At 47.6% G+C, this 13,783-nt stretch carries 14 protein-coding genes and 1 pseudogene; 7 read left to right on the forward strand and 8 right to left on the reverse strand.

Annotated features, from left to right (window positions below):
- Window positions 1-111 precede the first annotated feature (111 nt).
- The 6 genes from H6F51_09125 to H6F51_09150 all read left to right on the forward strand — a co-directional run bounded on the left by H6F51_09125 (window position 112) and on the right by H6F51_09150 (window position 6,670).
- Entirely contained in the window at window positions 112-375 is a 264-nt protein-coding gene (locus tag H6F51_09125; GenBank protein MBD1822659.1) for a photosystem I reaction center subunit IV, read from the forward strand.
- A gap of 91 nt (window positions 376-466) precedes the next feature.
- Window positions 467-1,306: a DNA-formamidopyrimidine glycosylase gene (locus H6F51_09130; protein ID MBD1822660.1), complete on the forward strand. Its 840-nt coding sequence runs from the start codon at window positions 467-469 to the stop codon at window positions 1,304-1,306.
- Window positions 1,307-1,372: 66 nt separating this feature from the next.
- Entirely contained in the window at window positions 1,373-2,704 is a 1,332-nt protein-coding gene (locus tag H6F51_09135) for an acetamidase/formamidase family protein (GenBank protein MBD1822661.1), read from the forward strand.
- 437 nt (window positions 2,705-3,141) lie between these two features.
- Window positions 3,142-4,128, forward strand: a complete 987-nt coding sequence (locus H6F51_09140) for an ABC transporter substrate-binding protein (GenBank protein MBD1822662.1) — start codon at window positions 3,142-3,144, stop codon at window positions 4,126-4,128.
- The gene (locus tag H6F51_09145; GenBank protein ID MBD1822663.1) at window positions 4,128-5,678 is read left to right on the forward strand and encodes a sugar ABC transporter ATP-binding protein; all 1,551 of its coding nucleotides are present in this window, start codon (window positions 4,128-4,130) and stop codon (window positions 5,676-5,678) included. The genes H6F51_09140 and H6F51_09145 overlap by 1 nt, the downstream gene beginning before the upstream one ends.
- Entirely contained in the window at window positions 5,675-6,670 is a 996-nt protein-coding gene (locus H6F51_09150; GenBank protein MBD1822664.1) for a ribose ABC transporter permease, read from the forward strand. The genes H6F51_09145 and H6F51_09150 overlap by 4 nt, the downstream gene beginning before the upstream one ends.
- Here H6F51_09150 and H6F51_09155 read toward each other — a convergent pair.
- The 8 genes from H6F51_09155 to H6F51_09190 all read right to left on the reverse strand — a co-directional run bounded on the left by H6F51_09155 (window position 6,667) and on the right by H6F51_09190 (window position 13,382).
- Window positions 6,667-7,674 (reverse strand): isochorismatase, encoded by a 1,008-nt coding sequence (locus H6F51_09155; protein ID MBD1822665.1) that lies wholly within the window; start codon window positions 7,672-7,674, stop codon window positions 6,667-6,669. The genes H6F51_09150 and H6F51_09155 overlap by 4 nt on opposite strands.
- On the reverse strand, window positions 7,664-8,521 hold the full coding sequence (locus tag H6F51_09160) for a glycosyltransferase family 2 protein (GenBank protein ID MBD1822666.1): 858 nt from the start codon (window positions 8,519-8,521) through the stop codon (window positions 7,664-7,666). Before H6F51_09160 ends, H6F51_09155 begins: the two co-directional genes overlap by 11 nt.
- Window positions 8,522-8,583: 62 nt before the next feature.
- Complete coding sequence (locus H6F51_09165; GenBank protein MBD1822667.1) at window positions 8,584-9,294, reverse strand: SAM-dependent methyltransferase; 711 nt, start codon at window positions 9,292-9,294, stop codon at window positions 8,584-8,586.
- A gap of 111 nt (window positions 9,295-9,405) precedes the next feature.
- Window positions 9,406-10,533 carry an iron-containing redox enzyme family protein gene (locus H6F51_09170; GenBank protein MBD1822668.1) on the reverse strand — a complete coding sequence of 376 codons (1,128 nt, stop codon included), beginning with the start codon at window positions 10,531-10,533 and terminating at the stop codon, window positions 9,406-9,408.
- 101 nt (window positions 10,534-10,634) lie between these two features.
- Window positions 10,635-11,714 carry a DHH family phosphoesterase gene (locus H6F51_09175; GenBank protein MBD1822669.1) on the reverse strand — a complete coding sequence of 360 codons (1,080 nt, stop codon included), beginning with the start codon at window positions 11,712-11,714 and terminating at the stop codon, window positions 10,635-10,637.
- A gap of 27 nt (window positions 11,715-11,741) precedes the next feature.
- Window positions 11,742-12,758: a UV DNA damage repair endonuclease UvsE gene (gene uvsE, locus H6F51_09180; protein ID MBD1822670.1), complete on the reverse strand. Its 1,017-nt coding sequence runs from the start codon at window positions 12,756-12,758 to the stop codon at window positions 11,742-11,744.
- Between the two features lie 55 nt (window positions 12,759-12,813).
- Window positions 12,814-13,161, reverse strand: a complete 348-nt coding sequence (locus tag H6F51_09185; protein ID MBD1822671.1) for a DUF3140 domain-containing protein — start codon at window positions 13,159-13,161, stop codon at window positions 12,814-12,816.
- Window positions 13,161-13,382 carry a DUF2945 domain-containing protein gene (locus tag H6F51_09190; GenBank protein MBD1822672.1) on the reverse strand — a complete coding sequence of 74 codons (222 nt, stop codon included), beginning with the start codon at window positions 13,380-13,382 and terminating at the stop codon, window positions 13,161-13,163. Before H6F51_09190 ends, H6F51_09185 begins: the two co-directional genes overlap by 1 nt.
- Before the next feature lie 177 nt (window positions 13,383-13,559).
- Here H6F51_09190 and H6F51_09195 point away from each other — a divergent pair.
- Window positions 13,560-13,712 (forward strand): annotated as a pseudogene (locus H6F51_09195) (FAD-dependent oxidoreductase).
- Window positions 13,713-13,783: the final 71 nt, after the last annotated feature.

A 13,783-nucleotide genomic window follows, 5' to 3' on the forward strand; every position in this document is an offset into this window, starting at 1 on the left:
ATCGCGCTTCGGTTCAACTCCCGTAGTAAATTGAGGAAAATTGACGCGGCATCATGTGTTTTTGCATAGATTGAGTTCGTTAATTTTCAAAACAAAAGGAAGAGAACAGTCATGGTTCAACGTGGTTCAAAAGTCCGCATTCTGCGTAAAGAGTCCTACTGGTATCGCGATGTCGGCACCGTCGCCTCGATCGACCAAAGCGGCATCAAATATCCGGTGATTGTGCGCTTTGATAAGGTCAATTACACGGGCTACAGTGGTCAAGCTGGCGGTGTCAACACCAATAACTTTGCACTGAGCGAACTCGAAGAAGTTGAGCCGCCCGCAAAGAAAGCGGCGGCAGCGGCAAAACCCGCAGCCAAGAAAGCAGAGTAATTTCTCTGCGATAATTAAGTTTGAGCCAGTACCTTTCTTCTGTTGGTGCTGGCTCAGTTTTTTAGAATGGACTTTTACGAGTGTATTCGCTGTGCCTGAACTGCCTGAAGTTGAAACGGTTCGATTGGGTTTAAACCAAGTGACGCTAAATCAGCCGATCGTTGGTGGAGACGTGTTACTTGATCGCACGATCGCTTACCCGATCGCTGATCAGTTTATCGCTGGATTGCAGGGCTTATCGATCGCAGAATGGCAGCGCTACGGCAAGTACCTTTTGGCGAAATTAGCTCCGGTGGGCTGGCTCGGTGTGCATTTGCGAATGACCGGACAGCTTTTGTGGGTGAAACAATCAGACCCATTGCAGAAACATACGAGAGTAAGACTGTTTTTTGATCACGATCGAGAGCTTCGGTTTGTGGATCAGCGCACGTTCGGGCAGATGTGGCACGTCGAGGACGATCGCGACCCAAAAACGATTATTACGGGACTTCAGCGATTAGGCCATGAGCCATTTTCTGATAACTTTTCAGATCTCTACTTCTACGAACAGCTAAAAAACCGGAAGCGTCCGATTAAAAATGCACTGCTTGATCAAGCCTTAGTTGCGGGAATTGGTAATATCTATGCAGATGAAGCTTTATTTCTCAGTGGCATTCATCCGGAGACTTTGTGTAGTGAGTTATCGATCGAACAAGCCTCTAAACTCCGAGCGAATGTCATTCGAGTGCTAAAAGATAGCATTGCAGCGCGAGGAACGAGTTTTAGCGATTTTCGCGATGTGTCGGGGGTGAATGGCAACTATGGCGGGATTGCTTGGGTATATGGGCGGGATGGAGATCGCTGCCGCAACTGTGAAGCGACGATCGAGCGGGTAAAGTTGGCGGGACGATCGTCGCATTTCTGCCCGACCTGCCAACCGTGTAAACAGTAGCTTATGTCACATTTTATAGCGAACCCGTAGGAAATAATGAATTCCGACCTGACCCATTATTTCTATATGCCCAAGCGTCGAGATTTTCTAATCGGCAGTGCTGCAAGTGCTGCCGCTGTATCCATGCTCTCTAAAGCAAACGCCCAAGATAATCAACCTTCTAAGCGTCCTGAAATCAACGCGCTAAGACAAGGCTACGTCGGTCAATATCAAGGCGGCGTGTATCTCTTACCCGCGAACGATGAAACGGCGCAGTGGGGTTGGTTTAACAATGCAGAACCGCCTCGTGCTCGAATCAAATCTGGTGATACCGTCGTGATGGAAACGATGATGGCATCGTTGAATCAGATTTTGCCAGGATCGTCGATCGAACAAATCACTAAACTCCGCGTCGATTATCCGGGTCGCGGCCCTCACTCCGTCACAGGCCCAATTTTCGTGGAAGGAGCGATGCCCGGTGACGTGCTGAAGGTGCGGATCAATCGGATTGTTCCCCGCAGCTATGGCGCGAACTGGAACCTTCCTGGCAATCTGAAATTAGGACAGTTCCCGGACAAATTCACTGAAGCGCAAGTCAAGCATTTCTATCTCGATCTGGGTCGGGGTGTGACGGAATTTTTACCGGGAATTGAGATTCCCGTGCGTCCGTTCCCCGGAATTCTTGGGGTTGCAAGAGCAGAAAGCGGTCAATATAGTACGGTTCCACCAGGGGCGCATGGGGGGAATTTGGACTGTCGCGAATTGGTGCAAGGAACAACAATCTATCTACCTGTGTTTGTTGAGGGCGCATTGTTGTGGTCGGGTGATTCTCATGCGGCACAAGGAAATGGAGAAGTGAATTTAACCGCGATCGAGAGTGCGTTTAGTGAATTGAACATGACGATCGAAGTGATCAAAAAAACGCCGCTCTCGTTTCCTCGGATTGAAACACCAACTCACTGGATTACTTTGGGATACGATCGCGATCTCAACAAAGCCGTTGATATGCTGAACGAACAAACGGTGAAATTTGTCTCAGACTGGAAACGCATATCGAGCAAAGAAGCACAGCAGTTCATGAACGATTACGGCGATTGCCAGGTTGCTGAGATCGTTAATCAGGTGAAAGGCACTTACTGTATGTTGCCGAAGAAAGCCAGCCCGAAACGCGCTCCTAATCCAACGCAAGACACCCGCGATAGTTATGTCACAACGGCGACAAATGCCGATGTGCAGACTGCAATGAACCTTGCTTCGATGCAAATGATCGAGCGGATTGCACGATTAAGGAAGCTATCGATGTTGGATAGTTATGCGCTGGCAAGTTTAGCGATGGATGCGCGAATCGGACGAATTGAACCGGGCGCGAAGACGATTCATTGTCTGATGCCACGATCGCTTTGGGTAAAGAAAGCTTAGTGTTTTAGGTTACATTTTACGAACCCCTCTGGCTGCAATCAAACGCAATAAAGCTGCAAATTCGCAGCCAGGGCTACTTTTGCTGACTCATTCTTTTAATCTATCCTTAGCCGTACACAGTTAGATGGATGTGTCGGATTTCTAGTTCAGCGCACGATAAAAGTTAGGAATTCAATTTGAATACATCTCTGCAAAAACCATTGCAATTCTTCGCTTTATTGAAACGCTGTTCTCAAGACGACTTCACTTCAAGACTGATTTAATCATGATTCTTTGTAGCAGCGCGATTTTTATGTCGTCCGCTTCAATCCTTCGCATCATTCAGGCATGAAGTTCTGAAAGACTGAGACAGGTTCGATCGTGCCAAATTTGCGCGATGGTATGCAGGTTTAGATTCAGTTGACTCTCATTCAGTTGCTTATGGGAGAGAAAAGAACGTGGATAGATTTCACAGAGCGTTATGCCGTGGTTTGGGTGCGGTGGGCGCTTTGGGGCTGATCAGCGGTGTTTTAGTTGGGTGTTCATCGACTCAGCAAACCAACCAGAACAACGCAAACTCAAAGCTGCGATCGGTTGCTGTAACCGTTGGTGATCTGAGTAATCCTTTCTTTGTATTGATGGGCAGAGGTGCACAATCCGAAGCGCAAAAGATCGGCGGAGATGGTGTTCGGACAACCGTGGTTTCGACGGGATATGACTTAAACCAACAATTCAACCAGATTGAAAACTTTATTGCAGCCAACACCAGTTTGATCATTCTTAATGCTGCGGATAGTCAAGGAATTGCGCCTGCGGTTGAAAAAGCAAAACAAGCTGGAACGGTGGTCATTGCAGTAGATACGGGGGCTGGCGGTGGAGTTGATGCCACCATTACCTCGAACAATCTGCAAGCGGGAGAACTAAGCTGTCAGTACATTGCCGATCGCTTAAAAGGCAAAGGGAATGTGGTGATTGTGAATGGTCCACCTGTGCAATCAGTGTTCGATCGCGTTGAAGGCTGCGAAAAGGTTTTTGCAAAATATCCCGGAATTAAAGTTCTTTCCAAAGATCAAAACGCCGAAGGGAGCCGGGACGGTGGATTGCGGGTGATGAGTGATTTGTTGGTCTCGTTTCCTAAAATCGATGCGGTCTTTGCCATCAACGATCCGTGCGGGGTGGGCGCAGAACTTGCAGCACGACAAGCAAAACGCAGTGATTTCTTTATTGTCGGAGTGGACGGCGCACCGGAAGCAAAATCGGCGATCGAAGATAAGAGCAGCTTGTTTGTCGCGACTGCTGCCCAAAATCCATTGGGCATGACTCAGAAAGCGGTGCAGGTCGGTAATGACATTCTCAACGGTCAAAGACCCGCCAATCCCAACATTCAAATCCCTGTGCAGTTGATTACGCGAGACAACGTGAGCCAATACAAGGGGTGGCAGTAATGACAATGAATCAACAATCCGTGCCGCACAATCCGTCGATCGCGACTCCAGTTCTCGAAATGAAGGGGATTACGAAACGGTTTAGCGGTGTTCCTGCATTACAAAACGTCAATCTCACGCTTTATCCGGGTGAAGTTCATGCCCTGATGGGTGAAAACGGTGCCGGAAAAAGCACATTGATGAAAATTTTAGCGGGGGCTTACATTGCTGATGAGGGCGAGATCTGGGTGAATGGTCAGCGGCTCAACATTACTGATCCAGGCATCGCCAGACGAGCAGGCATTAATTTAATTTATCAAGAGTTGAATGTCGCTCCGAATCTGACGGTTGCTGAAAATATCTTTATGGGCAGCGAGATCAATCGCGGGCAACTGTTGGATCGCGAAGCCATGCACCGGGAAGCGGTCAAAGTCCTGCAAGCCCTGGGTGCGAGTTTTTCACCCGATGATGTGGTTTCAAAGCTGTCGATTGCAGAACAGCAACAAGTCGAAATCGCCCGCGCCCTCAAAGACAATAGCCGCATTTTGGTGATGGATGAACCGACTGCGGCACTGTCCGAACGAGAAACAGAACGTCTGTTTGAAGTGATTCACCGACTGAGACGGGATGGAATTGCGATCGTCTACATCAGTCACCGCATGGAGGAAGTATATGCGCTGGCGGATCGGGTCAGTGTATTACGCGATGGTCAGTATATTGGAACGCTCGATCGCGCTGAGATCTCTCCGGAACGATTGGTGCAAATGATGGTGGGTCGATCAATGCAGGGCTTTTATCAACATGAACGCCGCTCAAATCGCGGCAATGTTGTTTTGGAAGCCCGGCACATCAGCGATGGGCGCAAGGTGCAACCCACTGATTTAGTTTTGAGGGCGGGTGAAATTGTGGGTTTAGCGGGACTGGTCGGAGCCGGACGAACGGAGCTATCGCGGCTGATTTTTGGAGCTGATCCAAAAACGAGCGGTGAGATTTTTCTAAATGGTCAGAAGCTCGATATTCGATCGCCCAAAGATGCGATCGCCGCTGGAATTGGGTATGTCCCCGAAGACCGCAAAGATCAGGGCTTATTTCTCGAAATGAGTTCTGGCAAAAACATCATCCTCAATATGCTGAGAAAGGATGCCAAAGCAGGAGTGATTAACTGGGGAACGCTCGGCAAGATTGCTAACGATGCGGTCGAAAACTTCAACATTCGACTGGCAAACCTGGAAATTCGCGCAATGGATCTGTCTGGAGGGAATCAGCAAAAACTACTCCTGGCTCGCTGGCTCGCGATTAAACCACGAGTGCTTCTGCTCGATGAACCCACACGCGGCGTGGACATCGGCGCAAAAAGCGAGATTTACCGCATCATTAGTGACTTGGCGGAAACAGGCGTTGCCGTGCTGATGGTATCGAGCGAACTGCCGGAGGTGATCGGACTCAGCGATCGAGTGTTAGTGATGCGTCAAGGAAGAATCGTCGGTGAGATTGACGGTTCGCGACAGCAGATTACCCAAGAAAACATTATGGCTTATGCTACTGGCGCATCGGAGGTCGCCGCACTATGAGTCAAACAGAACTACGTCCGTTAAGAGAACCGAGCAATCGCCCCCCTGTTCAGCGCAAACCTGCAAACAACTGGCTTCAGGTGGCTGGGATTCTGCCGATTCTAATTCTGATTTGCATTCTGTTTTCGGTGCTGACTCCCAACTTTCCCACGGCGGGAAACGCTGTGAACATTCTCCGGCAAGCATCAATCAACATTGTGCTAGCAACGGGAATGACCTTTGTGATTCTGACTGGAGGGATTGACCTTTCGGTGGGATCAATTTTGGGGGTGTCTGCGGTTGTTGGAGTGCTGGTTTCGCTTTCAAGCGCATTGGGTTGGTTTGCGATTCCAGCCGCATTGTTAACTGGCTTAGCGATCGGGTTGATCAATGGCGCGCTGATTGCTTTTCTCGACTTACCTCCGTTCATTGTGACTTTGGGCGGCTTAACTGCGCTACGAGGAGCTGCTTACCTCGTAGCAAACGGTACGACTGTCTTGAACCGCAATCTAAACTTTGCTTGGGTTGGCAATAACTATCTCGGCCCCTTTCCCTGGTTAGTTGTGATTGCGCTGTTGACTGTTTTAGCAAGCTGGTTTGTGCTGCGTCGGACGATTCTAGGCGTGCAGATTTATGCAGTGGGAGGAAACCAACGTGCAGCGCGACTTACCGGAATCAAAGTCAGTCGGATTCTCTTGTTTGTGTATGGTGTGAGTGGATTGTTAGCAGGGTTGGCAGGCATCATGAGTTCCAGCCGCCTGTATAGTGCGACTGGACTGTTGGGGAATGGGTATGAATTGGATGCGATCGCGGCTGTGATTCTCGGCGGCACAAGCTTCACGGGTGGGATTGGAACCATGCCCGGAACCTTGCTGGGTGCGTTGATCATTGCGGTACTGAACAACGGTTTGACGCTGCTGAATATGTCTTACTTCTGGCAGTTAGTCGTTAAAGGTTTAGTGATCATCGTGGCAGTCACGATTGACCGACTCCGCCGCCGTTCCTCACGCTAGAACCAATCGGAGATTGCATCGGTCGATTTTACCAAGTGCATTCCAGCAGCAGCAAAGCGATCGTAAGCGCGATCGGCTTGCTCGGTATAATCGACCACGCCCGGAACCACAACCGCAGAAGTGCAATCTTCGAGCAGGTAGACTTTCTTGGTTAGGCTAGGGTCATAGGCTTGGATTTCGGTGAGTAAGTCGTCGATCGTCCAAGCCACACAATGGCTCTTTGCCTGACCTGCAATGATCACCGCATCAAACTTGAGTAACTTATCAATCAACTGACTATTTTTCTGTGCCAATAGTTCACCGCCAACTGTCGTTAGAACCTCCGGACTCAGCACCGAATAGTTTTCGGTGAGCGGGTGACTGCCTTTGATTTCAAAGCTGGTCTGACTCTTACGGGTAATGCAATGAAAGAAGAAAGCTTCCTCAACTGCTGACACTAACGCATGACCGATTCCACCCAACATTGAGTGATAAGGCCACACCGTTAATGGATACTTGCCTTCGTCGGTTAGCTGTTTCGTGTAGTGGAGCGCGTGACTGTTGAGGGTGTTGTAATCGGTTTTTAAGCTGGGCGCGATCGCTGGATTGACTCTCCACACGCCTTTCTGCACATCTTCATATGAAATTAGGGTTGCTGCGGGAGTGGGATGCTCTCTGGCTTCGTTGATCCAGAAAATCGGATGAAAGATTTGCATTGCTGTATGCGTGTCCATTGTTGGAGCAATTTCGGTAATGCTACCTAAATTGCAGTAAACGAACTCACACAGTCGCACATTATCTTCAACGGCTCCAGTTCCCGATCGACCCCCAACAAACAGTTCAAAATCGGGAATACAAAACGTATTTTGCACATCGATTGCTAGCAAACAAACCCGAATTCGATCGTCACTTGCAGGCGGAATGTTGTGTTCTTTCGCCCATTGTTCCGCTTCAATTGCTCGTTGCTGATACGGAACACGCCAAACAGATCCGACTGAAGCACGATCGAAAAACTCAGGAATCATACGATAAGCTCAACTCGTTGCCCTCGATCGTATCAAATGGTTCATCGATCGACAGTACAACTGGAGCATTGAAGCTACGATCGACCACCGTTGTTGGCAATTCTTGATGATATGCGCCAGATGGCAGCACACCACAGCCGCCATACTTTGCCATTACTCGCTGTTGAGTAAAAACATCCTCGCCACAGTGATTCTCAGGAAGCTTTGTCCAGAAGTTGAAACCGCCGACCTCTCGAAGCTTTTGAGTGTTATACATCACGCAGCCTCCAATCCAAGCAACCTTGTATTTTCGAGGTTGGTCTGGAGTAATGTTGTGCGATCGCTGAATATGATACAGGTTTGCTGCATTGTGTAACTTCCAACGTTCCCATTCTGGCATTCCCGGCTGGAGCTTTTCGGGCTGCACTGGACTATCCCAAAATTCGATCGCTTGTTGGTGCGGTCGAACATCTTGAATAAAGCTGAGTCCGATCAATCCGCTGCCGACAAAACCACAGTTCTCCTCTTCGATCGCATTAACGAATTGTTCCAGGACAAATGGTTCTAGGATGATGTCATCATCAATGAACAGAACATAAGGAGCAGTTGCTTGATCCAGCAAGAACTGTCTTTGTTCTGCCATGCCGCGACGGGGTAAGTGATGGTGGATTTGAACTTTGTGATTGTGCGATCGTAGAACTCGAACTGGCGTTTGGACTATGTTGGAAGCAATTTCGTTTGGATCTTCAGTTTGATCTGAAATGATTACATTAAAATCTTGAAAGGTCTGAGCAATCAGGCTGGCCAATGTAACAGCTAATGCTGAAGCGCGATTGTAGGTTGGGATTAAGATATCAACTTTAGACATATCGATTGGAAAAGGGTGTAAATCAGTCACACCCTCAACATTGGGTTTTACAGAATTGGGTTTTACAAAGCAGTCATGACGCGAACTAGCTCATCTGACATATCGACAGATGCAATACTAGAATGCTGGAACAGAACACCTGCAAGAAAATAGATGTTGTCCGAATAGAATGCTTGCCCGTTTTCCCGTAGCTTTTCAATCCAATTTCTCACCTTCGGTTCAGAGCTATAGCAACCAAACTGCAACGGTGTCACCATAAAATCTGCAACCGTGTATCCTTGCTCGGCAGCACATTTGAAAGTTCCTAATGGGTTCGAGTAGCTTGAGATCAAGACCATCACGTTCGCATAGTCCAGGGTCAGCAATCGATTCGTTAACGTGGCTCCATCTATGCCGCCATGCAGGAGCGGCATCCGAATCTGATTGTCCGGCGCGGGAATGTAAGGCGGATTCGCGATCAAACAATCTGCATCAGTTGGTGCAGCATCAAAGAATGACTTATTGTGCAAGACATATCGATCGTGCAAATTACACTGATTGATTCTCGATTTTGCCACACCATAAGCAGATGGATTCAGTTCAAACCCATGAATCACATCATTACAGCGCGATCGCACCAAAGAATTGATTACCGGGCTACCATCCCCAGAACCAAATTCAACAATCAACCGTGAATCATCGCACTGCGAAAAAACTAACCGTTCTAAACAATGCGAATAGAAATGTGATTCTTCAGGGCAGAAAAATACTTCGGTTTCAGTAGTCTGCGAAATCGGTTTTAATAATGTCCCAGTCAAGGTAATACCCTCATCAATACAAATCACAACACAAATCACAACAAACAAATAAGGGCGGACAACCCGCCCCCTCACACCTTTAGTCGCTTACTGAGGCACGATCGCAGGCAATGATTCCGTTTCTACTCCACGTCGAATCATGGCAACAATGGCTGCACCTGCACGATCGCCCATGAGTTTCTCTTGGTCATATCCCAACAGAAGCTGCCAAGCTTGCTGCGGATACATATCAACCAAAGGCAACGTCACGTTTTCGATCATCCAGCGTCCGTGCCGCTCGTCTTCTTTGATGTGCAAGTCCCAATACCCCATTGCGCCCTCAGACAGCTCTAGTCTCTGTGCCGCTGCAAGATAGTTGCGGTATGCCGAAGGACCTGCGACCTCAAAGTAAGCGAGTCCGCCGTTATAGCGCAGAAAATGACGCTTACATTCAGTTAGCAGGAAGTTGTGATTTGTCGTTGCCAAAGCTTCCCAGGGCACCAGATCAAAGTATGCTTCTGGCTGAGTGCTGAGACTTAATTCGGTCATCATCTTGGCAAAGAAGGTCGAATGCTTCCGCGATAGGCGACCATTGCCGTATTCTTCAAGCAGCACTTTTGTTAAAGTGGCTTGTACTTCGTTTGCAGCACCACCAAGAATCCGCGATAAACGGCTTGCTTCCACCAATCCATCAAACGAGGTAATGGCTAAAAGATACCGATAGCCTTCAAACGGCATTTCTTTACGCAGGTAAATCGCATCGGCGGATAGCTCCGGATCGAGATCGGCTTGGTAACGATCGAGCAATGCCTGTTTGAGATCAATCGATTGATAGCCTTCAGTATCAATTTGCTTCAGTTCCCAAGCTTGCCAAGCTGCTTCGATTTCGTTGCGAACCTTTTGCAGATAGTGCGATCGCTCATTCGTGTAATGAGTCAGATCGTCATACCAAAATAGGTTCAAACGATTGATTCGATAGAGAACACGCTGCAGGAAAAGATGTGCTGCATCAGAACCCTGCGCTTGATCGTAAGCTTCCTTGAGTGCAAACGTTAGCGCGGTTTCAAAGTAACGAATCTGATCGGCAAGTTCACTCAGGCGCTGATCTAAGTTCTCAGCTTCGATTAGCCCACTGAACGTTTGTTCAGCCTTGTAGTAGGGATTGTTTGTAACAATGGATTCGATCGCCTCTGGCATCAATCGGGTGGGCAGGGGCGCAACTAAACTACCGTGCATTTATCTTTAGTGAGGACGCGATTTTCATTTCTATGCTCGTTTATCGAAACCTAAAGTTGCATCTACCTCAGAGATAAATCGCTCAGTCTTAAGGGATAGTTTTATACTTTTGCAAACGCTGTCCTGGGAAAGCCTAGCTTCTCTAACAGTTCATTCCAAAGCTCGATGCTTAAGCTACCTCCCGATGCCTGATCATGTCCATGCCCATAACTGCCTTCGCCGACTGAAAGGTTTTGACTCCGCAGAAATTCGAGGACATTAGCACTGTTTGATCGTGCTGCAAAGTTCACTCGTCCTGGCATATAGCCTTCGTTTGCCGCAATCACAATCATTTTCGATAAACGACCACGCCAACTCTGAGCAATCAACGGATGAATCTGACACGGCGAATTCATCCGAATTAGAGCCACATTTCCAGAGAATATTGGAGCCGTTTTTCGAGCTTCATCGAGTGCTAATTTGACTTCTTCCCGCGCCGATCGCAGGTGTTGTACATCCGTACTTTCTGAATTGACTAATGCTTTCGGACTGGAATGATTTAATAATGCTCGTGCTGCAACTTCCGGATCATAGTGAGAAGCTCGTCGAGACGCATTGATTAGCGCTGTTGCTTCTTTGAGGTACTTTGCGGTGTACTTTCGTTTTGCTGTCGTTAACAGTTCAAATGGAGCGCGATCGCCTAAGTCGCTCAGTGTTCCAATCGCTGCAATCCAATCGAGATCAGAGATGTCTGCGATCATTTGACACAGTTGCCAAATGATCAGTGAAGTATTCGGAATCGGTTCCCAAGTGTATGCGGTAATTAATGTATCTCCGTCAGGAACACCTTCGGGATGGTGATGATCAATAAAACAAGTCGGAATTCCAGCAATCACAGGCTCAGACCGGCTGCCCAAATCCATCACAAATAGATAAGCCGGATTCGCCGACTGAATGATCGCGCGATTGTTGGGTGTCCAAGCATTGCGCTCTCGATCGGGAATGACTCGATGCACTGAGGCGAATCCGGCTCGCTCGAATGCTCGTTGCCACACGACTCCCGCCGTCACTCCATCGGCATCTGAATCATGAATGGCAACCATTCTAGAGGAGTGAGATATTTGTGAAACAAACCGATCGAAGGCTTGGAGCGCAGCTTCTTGATTCGGAGTACCAACGACAGGATCGAGTGTAAAAGTCATAATTAACCTCAAAAACTCAGCTTTTAACTACACCGAAACAGGTTGCTCCATTAGATCAGAAGGTTCTTCATCCTGTGTCGAGGGCGTGACCGCTTCAATTTGAATTTCCTCCGCTTTCGGCTCCTCTGTTTCAGTGATCACAGGTGGCAGCACATTCAAATCCGAATACAACCATTCATCCTGAAGCTTTTTAATCGCAAATTCTTTTTGCTTTGCCTCAATCTCAATCCAAGGGGCTTGACGATAACAGCTTGGCATCACCGTAATGTAATCATTGTGCTTTTGATCTAAGAAACTTTCCGCCCCATTAGAAATGTGAACGACCTGCCAATCTGGATTCTCCCAGGTCGATCGCGCCGCTTCAAATGCCCGAGTCACGCTTTCGTCTTCGTAGCTCTCCACTTTTTCATGAATCACATGATGATGAGCATCAAACAAATGAGGCACACCCGCCGCCTGACAAACCGCCAGGATTTGCTCTGAGCCGTAAGTGTATTCGTCATTTTCGAGCGTGAGTCGTAGGCGAATGTTATCGGGTAAGCTGCGAATGGTTTCAACTAACCGATCGGCTCGATCGCCCTTTCCACCGTGAATGTTCATCAATGCCCACGGAGATTGAGGCAATCCTAATAGGTCAAAAATCCGGGCGTGCATCGTGAGAATTTTGATGCTATTTTCGATCACTTCTGGACGATCGGAACTCAACACGACAAACTGATCCGGATGCAGCACCAATCGAACTTTTAATTGAGTAGCTTGCTCTCCAACTAGCCCCATTGCTTCTGCAAACTCTTCTAGAATTGCAGATCCTAACGGATCATCGGCAAACGGAAACATTCCTGAACCGAGTCGATAAAGCCCAATTTTATTGTCTGCACAAAACTCGATCGCAATCCCCAATCGCCGCAAATTCTCAGCATATAATTCGCGCAATAATCGCTCTTGTTCGACTAGATCAAATTGCAATAATCGCTTTCGTGTAATCGTCTTAAATCGCACCGTTTTTGATGCAGAAATACAAACTAAACCCAATTCAGGAATCATAATCATTTACCTAAACTTTTAGACTGAGCGATCGCACATACGATCGCTCGAATGATTAATCTTTTAGCGGCTCATGTCCCCAGTTCTTTAACGAATAGCGCCAGCGCGTATGTTCAATATCGCCTTTTGGTTTTTCTGCTAAATGTCGATGAACATAGCTAACCACCCGCCGCATATGGTTAAAGTCAGTCTCATCGTAATCCGATTTTTTCTTATGTAAAAGTTTGATCGTATGTCTGCCCGATTGATGCCCAGTGGATTCAGCATCTTCGCTGCTTTTCATTCCAACCGAAAGAGATTCTTCTGTTTTTAACCAAGCTTCTAATTCTTTAGCCGACATATTGACCGCTTCTTGAAACTCTTTGAGAGTCTCTTGATTTTGCGTGGCAGTATGTTGCGCCATTATTTTTTCTCCTTGGTTTTCTTCAGTTGTTCACCTTTATGAATGGCATCTTTTCCACTCTTTGAACTTTCCACACGATACTCAGGATTTTCTTTTGATGCTTCAAAATGATGATTCTTAAAATCGGTCGGTTCGGTGATAATTTCTTTGATTTCACCTTCAGTTTTTTTGCCAGAAGTATTCCACTCTACATGGTCGCCCTTTTTTAATTTCTCGGTCATGATTTTCGCTTCAAAGGATTGCATTTAAACTCTAAGCAGCTTAACGTTTTGTCACCTCTATCTGCGGTTCCCCTTCACTCTGCTTAAACCTTTCTTTGGGTAGTCGAAAATCAGCGATCGCTCAATTTACGCTTTGATCAAAATTAAAGCTGTGATCATGACTTACGACTTGTTGTAATTGGAGCAGATCCCGGTGGACTCGCTGCTGCTAAAAAAGCCGCAACTTATGGTGCAAAAGTCGCGATCGCAGAATCTGCTAACTTGGGCGGAACCTGTGTCAATCTCGGCTGTATTCCCAAAAAATTGATGGTGTATGCGGCTGACTTCGCTGCAATGGCAGAAGCCGCAACCGGATACAGTTTAACCTTTGGCTCTTCCGAGCTTAGCTTCTTCAACAGACC

It is taken from the genome of Cyanobacteria bacterium FACHB-DQ100, assembly GCA_014695195.1.
Lineage (GTDB): Bacteria > Cyanobacteriota > Cyanobacteriia > Leptolyngbyales > Leptolyngbyaceae > Leptolyngbya.

What these genes read in the sequence shown, in the direction of transcription:
- H6F51_09170 (MBD1822668.1), bottom strand. Translation starts at nt 10,533, where the DNA reads ATGCACGGTAGTTTAGTTGCGCCCCTGCCCACCCGATTGATGCCAGAG.
- H6F51_09190 (MBD1822672.1), bottom strand. Translation starts at nt 13,382, where the DNA reads ATGACCGAGAAATTAAAAAAGGGCGACCATGTAGAGTGGAATACTTCT.
- H6F51_09150 (MBD1822664.1), top strand. Translation starts at nt 5,675, where the DNA reads ATGAGTCAAACAGAACTACGTCCGTTAAGAGAACCGAGCAATCGCCCC.
- H6F51_09175 (MBD1822669.1), bottom strand. Translation starts at nt 11,714, where the DNA reads ATGACTTTTACACTCGATCCTGTCGTTGGTACTCCGAATCAAGAAGCT.
- H6F51_09160 (MBD1822666.1), bottom strand. Translation starts at nt 8,521, where the DNA reads ATGTCTAAAGTTGATATCTTAATCCCAACCTACAATCGCGCTTCAGCA.
- uvsE (MBD1822670.1), bottom strand. Translation starts at nt 12,758, where the DNA reads ATGATTCCTGAATTGGGTTTAGTTTGTATTTCTGCATCAAAAACGGTG.
- H6F51_09125 (MBD1822659.1), top strand. Translation starts at nt 112, where the DNA reads ATGGTTCAACGTGGTTCAAAAGTCCGCATTCTGCGTAAAGAGTCCTAC.
- H6F51_09135 (MBD1822661.1), top strand. Translation starts at nt 1,373, where the DNA reads ATGCCCAAGCGTCGAGATTTTCTAATCGGCAGTGCTGCAAGTGCTGCC.
- H6F51_09185 (MBD1822671.1), bottom strand. Translation starts at nt 13,161, where the DNA reads ATGGCGCAACATACTGCCACGCAAAATCAAGAGACTCTCAAAGAGTTT.
- H6F51_09155 (MBD1822665.1), bottom strand. Translation starts at nt 7,674, where the DNA reads ATGATTCCTGAGTTTTTCGATCGTGCTTCAGTCGGATCTGTTTGGCGT.
- H6F51_09145 (MBD1822663.1), top strand. Translation starts at nt 4,128, where the DNA reads ATGACAATGAATCAACAATCCGTGCCGCACAATCCGTCGATCGCGACT.